Raw genomic sequence first — 18342 nt, forward strand, 5'->3', positions numbered from 1 at the left:
GTCATGAAACCTGTTCTTCACTTTCTTCCATTAGCCCTTCCCATGATTGCCCTATCCATAAGCAGTCAGGCTCACCAGCACCGAAGTCATACGCCACCAGCCGAGGCTATATCAGCCTGCAACTATTCGTCAGAAGGAGACAGTTGTCAGATCTCAGGAAGAGGACGCTCCATAACAGGCATTTGCCGTACACCTCCAGGAAGCAATGAACTTGCATGTGTTCCCGAACGGCCCCGATATGGGTAATGGGTCAAATGGATCTGGCGGCTTAGGAGGCGGGATGCCCCCTGCGCGGGAGCACGATATTGTTCAAAGTGACGGCATACTCAGAACTCTTCCTGCCAATCCTGAAACAGAAGAAGAGATCACGCCTCTGCGTCTGCAGGATTTTGGCCTGGCAGTGAATGGTGTCCCTTTCGATCCGGGAGCTGCAGAATGGTACAAGGGAAACCGGCGCAGCGAATGGCAGTATGAACCAATGTCAGGTGCAATTCCCCTTGGCATAGATGCCAATATTGCTCATGTTCAGCCAACCGGTGCTTATCACTACCATGGCTTACCAGAACTTCTGCTTCTGAGCCTTGGGATTAACCAGAACTCCCACTCACCACTGGTCGGCTGGGCTGCTGATGGTTTCCCCATATACTCGCAATATGGCTACCAGAATCCCGACAACCCGAATTCTCCCATCGTGGAAATGACCTCAAGTTATGCACTGCGCAAGGGAGCAAGGCCATCTGGCGGTGATAACCCAGGCGGCCGCTACGACGGGACATTTGTTGCCGACTATGTTTATACGGCCGGCGCAGGAAATCTTGATGAATGCAATGGGCGATTCACAGTCGCACCTGAGTTTCCTTATGGAACCTATGCCTACTTCCTGACAAAGAAGTGGCCAGTTATTCCCCGATGTTTCTGCGGCGAGCCTTCCGATGATTTCTCCAGGGGCCCGGTAGAAATCGCAGGTAAGAGAATGAAGGAGAGCGCAAGTTTGCGCTCTCTTCTGGTGCGTTAACGCTGATAGAATAACGTCACCTGACTGCCGGAAGCTGGCTGCCCGGTCATCATATTAATGCGCTTGGTGATTTGAATGTTTGGCTTCTCCATCTGCGCTTTCAGTAGTTCCTTGGGCTGCTTCACTTCCACCCCGGCACCTTTGATAAAGCTGATATCACCATTGCCATGACGATACTCCAGGAAGTCACCAACCTTGCCCCGGTAAAACTCTGCCATCTGTTTCATATCCATATCACTGACAAATACGGCTGCAGCCAAATTGACTTTCATGGCACCAACCTGACCGCCAATATCTTCCGGATACATATGATTAATCAGCTGACTTTTTGGAGGAATGGGTAACGATATCTGGTCGGATCCCCGCTGGCTGGCCATTTGCTGAAGAGCTTTCGCCATATCCTGAAACCCGGCCCGGGCACCAATCGGGCTGTTCATTTCAGCCTTGTTCTGGGCAATACAGCGTTGCTGAACAGACTGCGGGATACCCTTTTTTTCCAGACACTGTGAATACTTCTTTAACGCAACCTTAAACTGAGAAGATGAGATGTCATCATAGCTGGCAACCTGATCCCAGCATGCTTCGGTCACATCATAAAACTGATTATCAGAAAGACCCGAGCATTCCGGATTGTATTCAAAGTAGTTGAATTCGCTTTCGTTGAAATAGTCTTCAAAAATCTGTGCCGAAGCGAGTGTACTCGCGAGCAGCATAATCAGGAAAACTGCGATTCTTTTCATTGTTATTATTTCCAGTTATCTAAGAACTGCTGTTTTAGTTAGCGCGTTTTTGTAGTTATAAAAATCCCACAGAATTATATGCTCGTGACACATTAAAAAGCGAGGCTTCAGCAATACTTTCAGGACTGTGCTTTTCGAACATCTCCATCATCGTGTCCTTGAAACCGCTTTTGTCCTTGGCTGTACTTTTCAAAATGAGACAGATCTTTATCTTCCTGCATGGCATACCAGAGACTTGGCCAGACAGTTTGCAATAACAGTACGTTTCAAGGTACTGAAATGTAGACGCAATAAGGGTTGGAGGGAGTTGCAAGGAATGAGGGGGGATAAGTAAGGTAAGGGAGGAGGCTCCGACAGAATACAGTTGCTCAGTCTGTCGGAGCAGTATGTTTATAGTGATGCAGCCAGTTCACTGGCCAGTTTTATCGCTCGCTTGGCATCCAGCTCTCCGGCGTGTTCTGCCCCACCGACGAGATGGAGTTTGAATGAGCTGCTGGCAAGCTGTTCCAGCTCTTTGTAAAGGCTGTTTTCACTGACCTGACCAGCACAGAGAACAATGTTGTCCACATCAAGAACCCGCTGTTCCTTTATCTCTTCGCCTTTGCTGCCAGTTGATATGGTGATGTGCAGCCCTTCATCATCGACCTTGTCATAAGAGACACCGCCAATGGTTTCCACACCTTTCATCTTTACAACCGCCCGGTGCACCCAGCCAGAGGTTTTATTAAGCCCTTTACCGAAACTGGATGTCTTCCTCTGGAGCATATAGACCTTGCGTGGAGAGGGCTCTATTTCCGCTTCGTTCAGTCCACCCCGTTTTTCATTTGATCCATCAACTCCCCACTCTCTCATCCAGGCATCTTTATCCAGGGTAAGAGACTTGCCCTCATGGGTGAGATACTCACACATATCAAACCCGATTCCACCGGCTCCCAAAATGGCAACCCGATCACCCAGTTTCATCTTCTTGCCAAGTACTTCCTGATAGGTAACGACTTTAGGGTGTTTGGTTCCCGGCATATCGGGGATACGGGGGGATACGCCACTGGCAACAATGATTTCATCGAAACCTGCCGATTGAAGATCACTGGCAGACGCCTTTGTTTCCAGTTTCAGCTCAACATTATGTAGTTCAATCTGTTTCAGGTAATAGCGGATTGTTTCCCTGAACTCTTCTTTGCCCGGAATCATGCTGGCGTAATTAAACTGTCCTCCAATTTCGGAACGGGCTTCATAAAGTGTGACTTTATGGCCACGCTGGGCGGCAACTGTTGCACAGGCCAGACCAGCAGGGCCCGCGCCAACAACAGCAACTTTCTTAGGAGTGGACACTGTTTTATAAATCAATTTTGTTTCATGGGCTGCGCGAGGGTTGACCAGGCAACTGGCCCGTTTCCCTTCAAAGGCATGGTCAAGACAGGCTTGGTTACAGGCAATACAGGTGTTGATTTCATCTGCACGGCCTTCAGCCGCTTTATTTGTCCATTCCGGATCAGCCAGTAGTGGGCGGGCCATGGAGATCATATCGGCTTTGCCTGATGACAAAATATCCTCTGCAGTATCAGGCATATTTATTCGGTTTGAAGCCACGACGGGAATGTTTACAGCGGCTTTGACTTTGGCCGTAACGTCCACAAAAGCCGCACGGGGAACAGAAGTCACAATGGTTGGCACGCGGGCTTCATGCCAGCCAATACCCGTATTAATCATGGTGGCCCCGGCTTTTTCCAGTTCCAGAGCCAGCTGGATAACTTCATTAATTTCAGAAGATCCTTCAACCAGATCAAGCATCGACAGGCGGAACAGGATAATAAAATCAGGCCCAACGGCTTCTCTTATCCGGCGTACGACTTCCAGAGGAAAGCGAATCCGGTTCTCATAAGAACCACCCCACTCATCAGAACGGTGGTTGGTGCGCTTGTTAATCATCTGGGTGATGAAATAGCCTTCAGAGCCCATCACCTCAACGCCATCGTAGCCAGCTTTCTTTGCCAGAGAGGCACAACGGGCATAGTCATCAATGGTCTTGTAGATAGCTCGGCTGCTTAGCTCTTTGGGTTTGAAAATGGAGATAGGTGATTTGATTGCTGAGGGAGCAACATTGAAAGGCGTATAACCATAACGGCCCGCATGGAGAATCTGCAGAAGAATCTTGCTGTCAGCTTTGTGAACGGCGCTGGTTACCTTTTTGTGAAAAGACACCTGCCAGTTACTGATCAGTTTGGAGCCGAAAGGAAGCAGATCACCTGCTCTGTTGGGTGAGAATCCACCTGTTACCAGCAGACCAGCCCCACCTCTGGCTCTTTCAGCAAAGTACTCAGCCATTTCATCAAAGTGCCATGGGCGATCTTCCAGACCAACATGCATGGAACCCATCATGACTCTGTTTTTCAGAGTGGTGAAACCAAGGTCCAGAGGTTCAAAAATATGGGGGTAATTCTTTTGATCGCTCATCCGTCCCGCCTCTTTATTTATTATGACAGGCAATATAGGGCGTGGAATGAATAAGGTAAATGATCGAAAAGTGCAGATGGCTGGTTATAAAAGACAGTGCTCTTTTAGAGAGAGGTGAGAAAAGAAAAAACCTGCAACCGACCAAGCTCCTAAGAGTCGATTGCAGGTGAGGGGAAGCTCAACCAGATTTGTTAGCGTTTTGGGTCAGATTATTCTCCGCGATTCCAGGCATGGAACCTGGCCAGGAATTTCATAGCTTTCTCGGGCACATGGGCTTTCTTCCATTCACCGGCAGCATACTTATTGGTTTCTGACAATGTTGGGTAGATATGGATGGTGCCGAGAATCTTGTTCAGGCCCAGTCCATGCTTCATGGCAGTAATGTATTCAGTAATCAGCTCACCCGCGTGGTAACCGACAATGGTGCAGCCCAGAATCTTGTCTTTACCGGGTACAGTCAGCACCTTAATAAAGCCTTTGGCTTCACCATCAGCCATGGCACGATCCAGATCATCAATGCCGAACTTGGTGACTTCATACTTGATACCCTGTTCTTTCGCTTCCTGTTCGCTCAGGCCTACGCGGGCAACTTCTGGGTCGATGAAAGTAGCCCATGGCATCACTGAGTAGTCCACTTTAAACTTCTTGAAACGACCAAAAAGGGCGTTAACTGCGGCATACCAGGCCTGGTGAGCTGCAGCGTGGGTAAACTGGTAAGGACCGGCCACATCACCACATGCGTAGATGTTGGGGTACTTGGTCTGCAGGTAATCGTTAACCTCGATAGTGCCATTAGGCGCAGTTTCGATACCCAGCTTTTCAATGCCAAGTGATGCAGTGTTCGCTTTACGGCCGAGGGCCAGCAAGGCTACATCAAACTCGATAGTTTTGGTTTCACCGTCATGCTTGGCTTCCAGCCACTGACGGTCACCTTCTTTATGGAATGCGACAGCGTCATAACCGACCCGAAGATCAATACCATCCTTACGAAACTGTTCCATCACAACCTCTGCCACGTCTTCATCTTCACGGGGCAGGATACGGTTGGAACGGTCAACCTGGGTCACTTTAATGCCAAGACGGTTGAAGGCCTGGGCCAGTTCTGAACCGATTGGACCGCCACCCAGCACCAGCATACGTTCAGGCTTGTCACGCAGACCCCAGATAGTGTCGGAGGTGTAGTAAGTGATGTCTTCAATGCCAGGAATAGGTGGAACAAACGGGCGACCACCGCTGGCAATAATAATGTTCCTGGCGGTAATGGTTTCGTTCCCGGTTTTCACCTCCCAGGGAGAGACAATTTCAGCCTTGCCCTGAATGCAGTCGACACCCAGACCGCTGTAGCGTTCAACAGAATCGTGTGGTTCAACCTGCTTGATCACAGACTGGACACGTTCCATCACGGCTTTGAAATCAACTTCAGCCTGAACATTTTTGATACCGAATTCGTCGGCACGGTGTATGTAGTGATTGATGCGTGAAGAACGAATCAGAGCTTTACTGGGAACGCAACCGGTATTCAGGCAGTCACCACCCATCTGATGCTTCTCAATCAGAGAGACTTTGGCTTTAACTGCCGCAGCGATATAAGCACTTACCAGACCGCCTGAGCCAGCACCAATGACAGCAATGTTGGTATCAAACTTGGTTGGCTTGGTATGACCCTCATAAACCTTCTTTGCCTGAATCGCTCCCATAATACTGCGGGCAATCCATGGGAATACCGCAAGTAAAACAAAGGAGAAAATCAAACCAGGTGTCAGGATGCCGGAGACAGAAAACTCATCAACCTGTCCCAGTTGAGCACCGGCGTTTACGTAAACAGCTGTTCCCGCCAGCATGCCAATCTGGCTGACCCAGTAAAATGTTACGGCACGGATTTTAGTCAGGCCCATTGCCAGGTTGATCACCATAAAAGGCACGGCAGGAATCAGGCGCAGGCTGAACAGGTAGAAGGGACCGTCCTTTTCAACGCCATCATTAATAGTTTTCAAGTAGCTGCCAAACTTGCTTTGTACCCAGTCACGCAGCAGAGTCCGGGAAACCAGCATGGCCAGTGTCGCGCCAATAGTGCTGGCAAATGAGATGATTAACAGGCCCTGTGCAAGACCAAAGAGCGCACCGCCAAACAGAGTCATAACCGTGGCGATAGGAAGGGATAAAGCTGTGACAACAACATAAATGCTAAAGAAAACGGCAGCAGTCAGTAGAGGACTTTCTGATTTGAGTTGGTTGAAGAAGTCAAAAGTCAGGTACTGTTCCAGCCCCAGCCCAAAGAAAGCAGCCAAGGCTGCGGCAACAATAGCCAGCAGCAGAATTTTAGTGTTACGCATGAGCAGAGCTTCCAGGAGTTTCGTTCTTTGTATCAGGATACGCCCTGCATCGGCATTTGGATTCAGTTTTTTATCGCGGACATTTGATATGTAACACAAAAACAGCTAACTGCAGTCAATACACGGTTTTGTTGTATTGTTACTACTGTTATTACATGCCCTGAGACCTCTTAGCAAGACATGTCCTCAGAATCTGTAACAGCGTCCCCGGAATATTTTTCAAGATCCCAAAGTCTCGTGCTGCCATCCCAGGAACCTGTAATTATCTTGGCACTGGGCAATGAAGTGATGCATCTTACGAAATCATTGTTACCAGTAAGAGTCGTAATACACCGGGAACCTTCAGGTTTGTCAGGATTCCATATCTTTACGTTGCAATCCCAGGAACCAGAGGCTATCAGTCCATTCGGCAGAAGAGTAAGGCTTGATATGTTTCCAGTGTGCCCTTTCAGTATGGCGAGACACTGGTATTGTTCATTCACCCGCCCCCAAACTTTTGGAGTACTATCCCAGCTAGAGCTAGATACAAAATTCCCGTTAGGCAGAGTGATGAGTCTATTTATCCAGCATTGTCCTCGTGTATGTCCCTGTGTATGTCCCTGTGTAAAGAAGCACTGATAACCTTCAGTACCTTTTCCCCAAACTTTCAATATGCCATCCCAGGAACCGGACACGAACCGCCCTTCGGGCAAGGGAGTAAGTTGTCGTACACAGCCCGTATCCTTTTGCAGTTTAGAAACAGATTGATAGCCTGCAGGCTCCCAAATTATCAGGCTTTCAGTAGAGGCGGACACAAGGTTTCCGTCAGATAAAAGGATAACATCGTGCACACTGGACTCATGGTCACTCAGGGTAGCGGTGCAAGAGTACCCGTTAGGGCTTTGTTTCCAGACTTTCAACGTGTGGTCGTCACAAGAGGAAACGAAGCTTCCATCGCTCAGTGGAAGGAGACAAGTTATATTGCGTTTGTGCCCCTCCAGGCAGGCAACACAGCTTCCTCCCTCCGTTCCTAGATTCCAGATGTTTACTGTGTGATTGCAGCCGCCGGTGACTACCAACCCATTGCTCAATGTTGTGATGCATGTGATGCTGCAGAATTCTGTGTCTCTTATTTGTTCTGTCAGGGTATAAAGCAACACCTGCCCTTTTGGTTTAGTCGGATCACAAACTTTTATAGTGCTATCATCAGAGCCGATCACTACCTTTCCGTCGGTCAGTGTCGTGATACACTCCACCGGGTTTGGGCGTTGAAGCAGAATTTTATTTCTCGATAGTACGGCGGTGTTTTTCACTGTCTCCGGCAATGCATCCCCATCAAGGTGTTGGAAAGAGTATTCAAGGTTTTTTATATCCCTTTCAGAAAGATCTGTGCCAGTTACCGACATGTTCTCCGGTGATGGAGATCGGAGTGTTGGTAAGAATTTTTTAGAACCTTGTTCATCTTCCTGTTCAAGGCTAAGGGGTGAAGATCTTTTACGCGAAGAGACACAGTATGAGCTGCCGAAGTCCATGTTTTTTAATTCCATACGGTGGTTAATCTAACAACTTTGATACGAAAGCCATAGTATGGTTCTTGTGTTGTTACTCATTCAGACAAGCTGGATGGAATGCGTGACAACTTCTGAGTAAGAAAGTGCTACCAAAATAGAAGAGAGAAACTGACTGGAGATTCACGTTGGAATCAACTCCACTGAGTGTCACAAATCAGCGCGAACGTAGTTGAGTAAGTATGGATCCTTGTGGGTGTGGTGCATATAGCTTAATAGTGTATCTACTGGAGAAGTGCTTACACCGGCTGTTGGAACAATCTCATGAACCTGATTTCTTATATCGTCATGTAGCATGACGCGCCCTTCTTTAATTGTAGCCGTCGTATAATGTCCGCCCTGCATTGAGCTGCCTGAATGCATAACGACACTGTTGAGTCTCATGTTAATGAATTGCGAAGAGCCATCAGGGGAGAAAACTTCAACACGCAGGGTATCTTTTCCTGGACCAGCTAACAGGTGGCGGCTGACGGCATTAATTTTTCTTAGGGCTGCGGTCGTAGGGTTAACTTGGATTTGCTCAAACAGTACAGCCTGGAAATTCAAGTGAGTGATTTCGGATGGGTTTGGGTGGGAAATTCTAAGCGACGAGTAACTGGGTACAGTTCCACCAATTCCCAGCCCTTCAGGTATCCTGTGGCCAGCATCTTCCAGTTCTTGGGCTGATACAAATACTGCCTCATCACCTTCCAGAAACTCGGGTGTCTGGCGGTGACTCATGAGTCCGGAATAATCCTGAATATTATGGGATTTATAGACATTTTCCTCTCTGGGAAAATGAATAGTAGTGATGTTTTGCCAGGCTGCTTCATTGGTTATTCGAGGGTATTCCTGACCATTTATAAGGTGAACATAGTGACGCTGCTGTTGTAGATGAGAAGCAGCATTCACTTCTATTCCCAATATATTCTGAAGCGCCATGTAAAACTCATGTGCATCCTGCTGAATTAAAGCGCTTTGACCGCCAAACAATGGTTGGAGCCCTGGGCTGTAAGCGTGAGCATAATCTCTGGCATTTATAAAAAAACGATTACGCAGCTCGGCAAGCTCATCTGGAGAAAGGCGGTTTCTCAAGCCCCTCATAAGCTCGACAAAACTTCTTCTCACAAGATTTGACGTATTCCTGAAAGCTTCTGACCTGTTCACAGCAAAATACCGTCCTTCCAGAATTCCATTCAGTTCGTCATCAGTTAATGAACTTGCCATATAACTGAAAACTGAATCCTGAAAACAGCTGTTTCCAGTATTCTTTAATGAAGCGGTTTGGGTTGGAACAAGAGCAAACCTAACATCTTTGGAAAATTTCCCGGGCAGTACTTTGAGGATGGCCTGTTCCGCAGGAGAAAGTGGCACGGCACCAGTAAGCCAGTCCTTTAGACCGCCCAAAACATTTCTTCCTGGTGGTGTGATTCCACCCTGGCCGTAACCCTGCTTCTGCCCGTCACCGGAGCCGAACCAGCCTGCACCGAATAAACCTGTCCCTGCAGTAAACTGTGTTGGACCAATGCCAATAGTCCCCATTCCTTTGAGTAACAGCCTGTCTGTGCCGTAATACACGGCAGCATAAGGAAGAAGCGTAAGAATATCCGTTAGCCATGGAGATACTCTACGCACAACGGGTTTGGACAGGTTTGGAGTGCTTTTGGAAAGTTGTGTCAGTGTCGTAGGGCGGGCATATAAGTACAGAGGCTCATTTGAGCTCGTCAGCAAGGGGGACTGTGACCCTTTTTCTATATCGGAAAACCAGGCTAATACCATTGAGCACAGGTTATTTTTACACGGTAACAGGGGAACCAGAAAACGATGATCCACCTGTTTTCCTTTCAATAGAGGCAGGTTGTATAACCCGGTAGGTTTGTAACGTAACCGGATATGACTCCTGTCCTCAAATTCGGGAGTCAGGTGTCCTGTCGGGCAGATCCCCGTCCCAATGCTGCCCTGGTAGAAGCATGTAAGCACTTCATTGATCTGGTTTAGCCCTGTGGGTTGGAAGAAGGACAGCAATGCTGGCAACCCCTGGCTTTTCAGTCTGGCGGAGAGAATTTCTCCCCATTGTGGGATTTCGATACTGACCTTAGTGGTATCTGGCAGCCAGAACCTGAGTTCAACAGGAGAAAACTTACCTTCCCAATAGAGTTCCACACGGTCGATCTGTAGAAAATTGATGAGTTGATTTAATGTCACCAATGGATATTGCAGAGTTGTCTTGTGTGTTTTCAGCTCATGTCTGTCGGAATATTGTTTAAAAGCCTGTAGCGCCGAGCGTATTTCAATTTTCTGGGAAGCAATGGAGTACTCGAAGAAAATTGAAAGCTGGTTTGCAAGACTTTGATGGTCGACGATTCTGACGGGGTAACGCCTGGTGTGAAACCGGTTGTCACTGATAGCTTCAAAAGTCCTTTTTCCAGTCATTGCAGGCCATACCAGCATGGGAATTGTTGTCATCACTTTTGCTGCCAGACTGTTTGTATCATAACCCATCAGATCTGGAACTCTGCCAAGCAGGGCTGCAAATGCCGCAGCTACACTCACCATTCCCAAGTGACGCACCATTTTGTGGTCTTCAAAAACCAGATGGGAATTTTTGCTGAGCATAAGGTGGGTATCTGAGCCGTACTCCCTGTACCAGCCTGGATTGGAGGTGCTCAGCTCAGGGGTATTTTCATAACTGGGGTCATCTACAATGGCTTGTCCGGTGTCAGAGTGCCCTTGAGCCCTTGCCGCAAGAAGAAAGAAGAAAATGGCAAATATGAGAAAATACCGGGCTGCGGGCATTCATTATTATCCGTTAGTCCAAAGAAGCATAAAAGTAGCAGGCTTCTTGAGCGAATCCGGTTTAGATACAAACCGAAACAGGTCATAATATGTGTAATATGAAGGTGCTCAGGCTCTTCTCGAAGTTAAGGAGTAAGAATTGAACCCTGTTCAGCGTCCATTTCCGGCAGCCCGTCCCCGCCGCATGCGCAAAGACGACTTTTCCAGGCGTTTGATGCGTGAGACCCGTCTCTCAGTTGATAACCTGATCTATCCGGTTTTTGTCCTTGAGGGGCAGGGTGTTCGGGAACCTGTCTCCTCAATGCCAGGTGTCGAGCGTCTCAGTGTTGATGAACTGCTTAAAGATGCAGAAAAGTGGGTAGAGTTGGGAATTCCTGCTTTGGCACTGTTTCCGGTTGTTCCTGCCGAGAAGAAATGTCTGGCAGGGAAAGAGTCCTATAACCCGGAAGGTTTGGTTCCGCGTACGGTTAAGGCTTTGAAAGACCGTTATCCCGAGCTGGGCGTCATTACCGATGTAGCGCTTGATCCATACACCAGCCATGGTCTGGATGGTGTTATTGACGATGATGGTTACGTTCTGAACGATGAAACCGTTGAGGTTCTGGTTAAGCAGGCTCTGAGCCATGCCGAGGCCGGAGCTGATATCGTGGCGCCTTCTGATATGATGGATGGCCGGGTTGGAGAGATTCGCAAAGCTCTGGAAGAGAGTGGGCATATCCATACCCGCATTCTTTCCTACTCTGCCAAGTATGCCTCAAGCTACTACGGGCCTTTCCGCGATGCGGTAGGGTCAGCGGGCAATCTTGGAAAAAGCAACAAGTACAGTTTCCAGATGGATCCGGCTAACTCCGATGAAGCCATTCACGAAGTGGCCATGGATCTTCAGGAAGGTGCCGATATGGTGATGGTCAAGCCGGGCATGCCTTACCTGGATATTGTTCGCCGGGTAAAAGACCAGTTTGAAGTGCCAACCTTTGTTTATCAGGTCAGCGGAGAGTATGCGATGCATGTTGCGGCAGCGCAGAATGGCTGGCTGGATGGTGATGCTGTGATGATGGAGAGCCTGTTATCTATCCGACGTGCGGGAGCCGACGCGATACTGACTTACTTTGCTCCCCGAGCTGCACAGCTGCTAGAAAAATAAATCTAATATTTAATGGGGCAGCAGATCTGAAGCCATAAGTGTCTGTTCGATCAGAGTTTGTGGCTTCAGGCGAAAAGTAGAGGGAATTGTTTATGCAACAGGCCAGTTCTGCCGGGGAGGCAGCCGGTACCAGCGTGGAAGCTATTGTGGAACAGAAACCACTTCTGACTGATTACAATAACCCCGAATATTATATAAACCGTGAGCTCAGCCACCTGAATTTCAATATCCGGGTGCTGGATCAGGCTCTTAACGACGAACACCCTCTTCTTGAACGGCTGCGTTTCCTGCTGATTTTCTCCAGCAATATGGATGAGTTTTTTGAGATCCGTGTTGCCGGCCTGAAACAACAGATTGAATTTGCCCGTGAGCAGGTTGGTCTTGACGGAATGCCGCCGTCTGAAGTACTCAAGGAAATCAGTCGACTCACGCATCAACAGGTTGAGCGGCAGTACAACATTCTTAATGAGGTACTGTTCCCGGCGCTTAGAGAACAGGGTATTCACTTCGTACGCAGAAGCGAATTGACCGATGCGCAGCGCAGCTGGATTCGCACTTATTTCTTCCAGGAAGTCATGCCGATTGTCAGCCCGATTGGGCTGGATCCGGCTCATCCATTCCCTCGCCTGGCCAACAAGATTCTTAACTTTATTGTTGAACTGGATGGTAAGGATGCCTTTGGCCGGGAAACTGGTATGGCGATTATTCCTGCGCCTCGCTCGCTGCCCCGTCTGGTCAGGCTGCCACCACATATTTGCCCTGACGGCGGCGATCACTTCCTGTTTCTGTCTTCCATTATTCACCAGCATGCTGAAGATCTTTTCCCTGGCATGATCGTGAAGGGTTGTTACCAGTTCCGGTTAACACGGAACAGTGACCTTAGCCTTGAGGACGATGATGTTGAGGATTTGGCAACAGCACTTCAGGGTGAACTTCTGTCCCGCCGCTATGGTGATGCGGTACGTCTGGAGGTTGTGGATAACTGCCCGCGTTATCTCTCTGAATTTCTGCTGAACCAGTTTGGTTTGACCGAAGATGAGCGCTACGAAATTAATGGCCCGGTCAACCTGACTCGTCTGTTTGACGTTTGTGACATCGAAAATCACGAAGAAAAGCAGTTCACACCGTTTACACCGGGTTATCCCAAAGGCCTGCCGACCAAGAGTGACCGTCTGCTGGATACCATCGCCAAGGGCGATGTGCTGTTAATGCACCCCTTCCAGTCGTTTACTCCGGTTGTTGACCTTCTGCGACAGTCAGCCAAGGACCCGCAGGTGCTGGCGATTAAACAGACCCTGTATCGGACAGGTTCAAGGTCACAGATGGTCGATGCTCTGGTAGAAGCGGCCCGTCATGGTAAAGAAGTGACGGTGGTTGTAGAAATTCGTGCCCGGTTTGATGAGGAAGAAAACCTTAAGCTGGCACGCCGTCTTCAGGAAGCTGGTGCCATTGTTGTGTACGGAGTGGTTGGATATAAGACTCACTCCAAGCTGATGCTGATTGTGAGGCGTGAAGGTCGCAAGATCGTCCGTTATGCCCACTTGGGCACGGGTAACTATCATGCTAAGAATGCACGGCTCTATACCGATTACAGTCTTCTGACCTGCGATCCGGATTTGACCAGTGATGTTCACAAAGTATTCCAGCAGCTGACCGGCATGGGCAAGGCCATGCGGGTGAAGAAGCTGTTACACGCTCCATTCACTTTGAAGAAAGGATTGATTGAGCGTATCAATCACGAGGCCGAGCGAGCCAAGAATGGTGAAAAAGCCCATATCATCATCAAGGTAAACTCGGTCACAGAACCCGTTATGATCAAAGCTCTTTACAAAGCCTCTCAGGCTGGTGTGAAGATCGATATGGTTGTACGAGGTATCTGCTGTCTGCGGCCAGGAATTGTCGGTCTTTCCGAAAATATAAGGGTGTTCTCTATTGTTGGGCGGTTCCTTGAGCATACCCGGGTGTTTTATTTCTACAACGGTGGTGATGAGCAGGTGCTCTGCGCCAGCGCTGACCTGATGATTCGTAACCTGGATAAACGGGTAGAAACCTGCTTCCCGGTTGAAAATCCCAAGCTGGTTATCCGAATCAGAAGAGAGCTGGAAAGTTACTTGTCAGATAACACCCGTAGCTGGACCCTTCTGCCGGATGGCACTTATGACCGCAAGCATCCGGTAAGAAACCAGAAAGAGAGAAATGCCCAACAGTTCCTGCTGGAAACACTCTCCAATTAAGGTTTCTTTGCTGAGCACTTCGGGGTTGTCCCTGAAGTGCTCTCAGGCTGAATGGATTTGCCTGAAACTGACAGCTTCCATCAAATGATTCTTTTGAATTCTCACCTGCTGATCAATATCCGCGATGGTTCTGGAGACTCTGAGTAATCGTTGTAATCCCCTCCCAGATAATTGCAGTTTGGTAGAGACAGTTTCCAGGAACTGTTTTTCATCACTGCCCAGGCTGCTTCTGTTCAGCAGTTGGTTTCCAGGAAGCTCTGCATTCAGGCAACCCTGTCGGCTCAAAACCTTTTCCCGGGTATAACTGACTCGTTTTCGTACAGCTTCAGAGGATTCTGATGGCTGGTGATCAGTATCCAATAGAGTGCTGGTGGGCAGCCTGCCTACTTCTATTTGCATATCTATACGATCTAACAGTGGCCCTGATAGCTTGCGACGGTAGCGTTGAACTTGATCTGGCGTACATTTGCAGGATTTTTGTTTATCCCCAAGAAAACCACATGGACAGGGATTCATCGCTGCAATTAGCTGAAATCTGGCCGGGAAGACCATCTGGTATCGAGCTCGGGAGATATGAATCTCGCCTGACTCTAATGGCTGGCGGAGAATTTCCAGGCTTTTTCGATCAAATTCGGGCAGTTCATCGAGAAAGAGAACGCCTCTATGAGCAAGGCTGATCTCACCGGGGCGCGGATGAGATCCTCCCCCTGTCAGAGCAACACTGGATGCCGAATGGTGGGGAGCTCTCCATGGGGGCTGTTTCCAGAGCGGAATACTATGCCCGCAGAGAGAGTGAATACTGGCTACCTCAAGGGCTTCCTGTTCTCGCAGGCAGGGAAGAATTCCGGGAAGACATCGGGCCAGCATGGTTTTTCCAGTTCCAGGCGGGCCACTCATCAGTAACCCGTGTCCGCCGGTGGCTGCTATCTCCAACGCTCTACGAGCCTGGAAGTGTCCGCGGACTGAAGCAAGATCCTGGGGAGGGCAGGCTGGCAATACCGGAGGAGAACCCGATATTCCCGGTTCAATGGCCTGGTTTCCAGTTAGGTGAGCCGTGGCTGCAAGGAGAGATCCTGCCCCATAGGCCTCTGCCTTGGAGCACATAACCGCTTCCTGTAAGGACAAGGAGGGAATCAGAACTTTGCGACCAGCCTCAGAAGCTGCAATAACTGCCGGAAGAATACCGGGAACATCCCTTATCTCGCCACTGAGAGAGAGTTCTCCCATACATTCGTAGCCGTCCAGACAGTCAGGAGGCAGCTGTCTGGAGGCAATAAGAATCCCAAATGCAATTGCCAGGTCAAAGCGACCGCCTTCCTTGGGGAGGTCGGCAGGCGCAAGATTGATTGTTATACGCCGCGCCGGGAATTCAAAACCCGCATTAATAATGGCACTGCGCACGCGATCCTTGCTCTCCCTGACCGCTGTTTCCGGCATTCCTACGATATTGAGCGCTGGTAGCCCATTTGAGAGGTGAACCTCAGCAAGAACTTCCGGAGCTGTGATGCCCAGCCTTGCTCTGGTATGGATAACGGCCAGAGACATATTCTTCAGATTCCTCTGTGATCTTGAGGGCAGACAAGTCTAGGCTGAATAAGATAAATATCTGGAAAATATACTCAGAAACCATGGAAAGGACACTAGGTACATCTTCAGGAGCAGGGGCAAGACGACCCCACCCAGATAGTCAGGGCGGAAGTGGAGTTGAAGGACCGCCCCAACCAAAAGTTCCTAGAAGAGGAGTAGTAGGATCAAACCAGCCGTGTCAGCAGCATATCGGTAGGCGGACTGCTCACAGGAATACGTCATCTATCGCTACAGTTCTGCCTCGTATGGATGTTGGGGGGGGCAGTAGTACCGCTGAAGATATGGAAGTTGGAGGTGGGCAGGTTTACAGAAATGCTTGCTCAACAGTATCTACTCAGGATGGAGAAAAATCTAAACAACTACGGTGGGTGGCTGAAGGTCGACAAAGAGCTGCTGTTTTCAATCTGGATGAGTCACCCGACGTGCTGGTAATGTTACAAAATTATCCTGGGTTGGAATGGAAGAAGCGGCGTTTATCATTTGGCGAGATGATTATTATCTGGAAGCAGGGAACGCCCCTGGGGGAAAGAGCCGCTGATGATATGTTTCGGCGGCTTGATACGATAGATCAATGGAGTACGAAGGCTAAGGATGTTTACAAGCTAGATGATGAAATAAGAAGAACTATGAGGCAGTGCCTTTTAATTGAGGCGCAGGTTGACCTTATTGATGGAGATGAAAGCTGGAAGGCTGAAGCTCAGAAAGAAAGGTTAAAATGTGCAAAGTTAAGTATTCCCAAGATTGTCGGTTCAACTCAGCTTGGTGAAGATGTAAGCGAGCGAGCCCATTACCGTTTCACAAATTTCGTCAAACCTGAACACCTTCAAAAAAAGTTATATATTCATCTAAACGATCAGGGGTATTGGAAAGGGAGCAGAAAAAGAGACAGTGATGCCTTTCTGGAAGAGTGTGGGGGGTTTGCATATTTTGGTGGTAGCAGTGAAGCAAATTCAGTACAAACAAGAACCTTAAAAATTCAGGAATTACAGAAACAAAATCTGTCAGAGAATCCTGCTGAGAACTTCTCCCATGCAAAGAACATGATTCACCAGCTTGATGAGTTGGAGAAAGAGCTTCATGAAGCCTGTGAAGTAGCGGCTGGGGTCAAGGCTGCAAAAGGTTATCTATCGTTATTGGGGCGTATGTTCTCATTTGGTAGTGGAAAAACTCCGGGTGATGTTTTTAAAAACCAGAAATTGCTTGATGATCAAAATGATGGATCTGCTAAAAAAGATAGAGCTTATGCTCTGAATAACCTGCTTAGGTGGGTGCAGCAGGAAAAGCAAATTATTATTCAGGTAGCTTCAGATCCAGGTGCGGGATTATGTGCTGAAAAACTTACCTGGAATGAAGCAATTGAGTTCAAAAGATGCGGTTATAACCTTGATCCTTCCTTCACAGTTTGCAGTGCACTAAAGGATCAGCATCTTACTAATAAAGAAGGCAGGGTGTTGGGAGAAGGGGTATTTCATACAGCTGTTGAACTGGAATATACGAAGTGTAAACCTGCGTGTACCCGTGTTTTTAAAGGAATCAGTTCACGTGATCGTTCTGGCTGGAAGGACGTAGTGGGCGCTGAATTCTTTATGGATGAAAAGTCCCCAAGACACTCTGCCAGAAATATTGCAGTCGGAGAAATTGCTTCAAAACTGGGTATGAAGGAGCGGGTTCCCGATTGTGAGTTTGCCGTTCACAACCTTCAGTTCGGTGTTCAGATGTCCAAAGCAAAAGGGTTGAAGGGCACAGACTCTCGAGTGCGAGGTAAGTCGGGGCTTGGGTATAACTTTAGGGACATAGATGGACATAAGACGTTTTGTTATAACACGGTTAAGCAATTAAACCAGCTGGAATGGCTGGATGCCTTGTGTGCCAATCTTGACCGCAACGACGGTAATATCATGTTTGACAGCACCGGAATGGTGACCGGAATTGATCATGATGCCTGCCTTTATCCTTTTCCGGATATTATCCGCAAACCACTGTTACAGGATGCCAGTGTTCAGCAGCAATACCGGGCCGGGTGTCGTGTGGGTTTTCCACTTGTCATTGATTCAGAAACGCTGACAAAACTTGAAGAGCTGGATATTAAGGCACTGCGTTACCAGTTAAGACACAAGCTGATGGTGAAAGAGCTGGATGCCCTTGAAAAGCGCTATGAACTGCTTTTGGAACATGCGAGAGGGTTGGCTTCTCAAGATTTTGCTATTTCTAACTGGGAAAGCTGGCGTGATTCTGGAAACCGTAATGTTTACCAGTTTCTGACAGCAAATGAGATAACTGGAAGCAATGATGGCGAAATAGCTGCATGCCGTGAGCGTTTAGCCACACCTCATGCAGAAGAAGCCCAGCTCATTCTTGGTCAGGCTGGTGGAGCCTTGGAGGGGATGACAGAAGCGCAGCGGCTAACATATCAAATGCATTGCAACCTCGAGACCACCAAGCGCCTGGGAATTAATACCAGTTATACAGGAATGTATTTCGGTAAGGGATCTCAGCAGAGTCGAATAGGTTGA

At 48.5% G+C, this 18342-nt stretch carries 10 protein-coding genes; 4 read left to right on the forward strand and 6 right to left on the reverse strand.

Going from position 1 to position 18342, the window contains the following annotated elements:
• The first annotated feature begins 280 nt into the window (after positions 1 to 280).
• Positions 281 to 1015 (forward strand): YHYH protein, encoded by a 735-nt coding sequence (locus M3P05_RS15225; protein WP_249700775.1) that lies wholly within the window; start codon positions 281 to 283, stop codon positions 1013 to 1015.
• Here the strand turns inward: M3P05_RS15225 and M3P05_RS15230 are convergent.
• From M3P05_RS15230 to M3P05_RS15245, 5 genes are all read right to left on the reverse strand, one after another.
• The gene (locus M3P05_RS15230) at positions 1012 to 1755 is read right to left on the reverse strand and encodes a hypothetical protein (protein WP_249700777.1); all 744 of its coding nucleotides are present in this window, start codon (positions 1753 to 1755) and stop codon (positions 1012 to 1014) included. The genes M3P05_RS15225 and M3P05_RS15230 overlap by 4 nt on opposite strands.
• A gap of 390 nt (positions 1756 to 2145) precedes the next feature.
• Positions 2146 to 4209: an NADPH-dependent 2,4-dienoyl-CoA reductase gene (locus tag M3P05_RS15235; protein WP_249700779.1), complete on the reverse strand. Its 2064-nt coding sequence runs from the start codon at positions 4207 to 4209 to the stop codon at positions 2146 to 2148.
• Between the two features lie 209 nt (positions 4210 to 4418).
• Positions 4419 to 6542, reverse strand: coding sequence for an FAD-dependent oxidoreductase (locus M3P05_RS15240; protein ID WP_249700780.1), 2124 nt, complete (start codon positions 6540 to 6542; stop codon positions 4419 to 4421).
• Positions 6543 to 6712: 170 nt separating this feature from the next.
• Positions 6713 to 8068: a WD40 repeat domain-containing protein gene (locus tag M3P05_RS21275; protein WP_408635921.1), complete on the reverse strand. Its 1356-nt coding sequence runs from the start codon at positions 8066 to 8068 to the stop codon at positions 6713 to 6715.
• Between the two features lie 171 nt (positions 8069 to 8239).
• Positions 8240 to 10864 carry a ubiquitin carboxyl-terminal hydrolase gene (locus M3P05_RS15245; RefSeq protein ID WP_249700781.1) on the reverse strand — a complete coding sequence of 875 codons (2625 nt, stop codon included), beginning with the start codon at positions 10862 to 10864 and terminating at the stop codon, positions 8240 to 8242.
• 139 nt (positions 10865 to 11003) lie between these two features.
• Here M3P05_RS15245 and hemB point away from each other — a divergent pair, with 139 nt between their 5' ends.
• Positions 11004 to 12008: a porphobilinogen synthase gene (gene hemB, locus M3P05_RS15250; RefSeq protein WP_283777828.1), complete on the forward strand. Its 1005-nt coding sequence runs from the start codon at positions 11004 to 11006 to the stop codon at positions 12006 to 12008.
• Between the two features lie 92 nt (positions 12009 to 12100).
• On the forward strand, positions 12101 to 14242 hold the full coding sequence (ppk1, locus tag M3P05_RS15255; RefSeq protein ID WP_249700783.1) for a polyphosphate kinase 1: 2142 nt from the start codon (positions 12101 to 12103) through the stop codon (positions 14240 to 14242).
• Positions 14243 to 14284: 42 nt separating this feature from the next.
• On the opposite strand, the gene M3P05_RS15260 is transcribed toward ppk1, so the two are convergent.
• Entirely contained in the window at positions 14285 to 15787 is a 1503-nt protein-coding gene (locus M3P05_RS15260) for a YifB family Mg chelatase-like AAA ATPase (RefSeq protein WP_249700785.1), read from the reverse strand.
• A gap of 83 nt (positions 15788 to 15870) precedes the next feature.
• On the opposite strand from M3P05_RS15260, the gene M3P05_RS15265 reads away from it, so the two are divergent.
• Positions 15871 to 18342 (forward strand): hypothetical protein, encoded by a 2472-nt coding sequence (locus tag M3P05_RS15265; RefSeq protein ID WP_249700787.1) that lies wholly within the window; start codon positions 15871 to 15873, stop codon positions 18340 to 18342.

This window comes from Parendozoicomonas callyspongiae, from assembly GCF_023502345.1.
GTDB classification, from domain to species: domain Bacteria; phylum Pseudomonadota; class Gammaproteobacteria; order Pseudomonadales; family Endozoicomonadaceae; genus Sansalvadorimonas; species Sansalvadorimonas callyspongiae.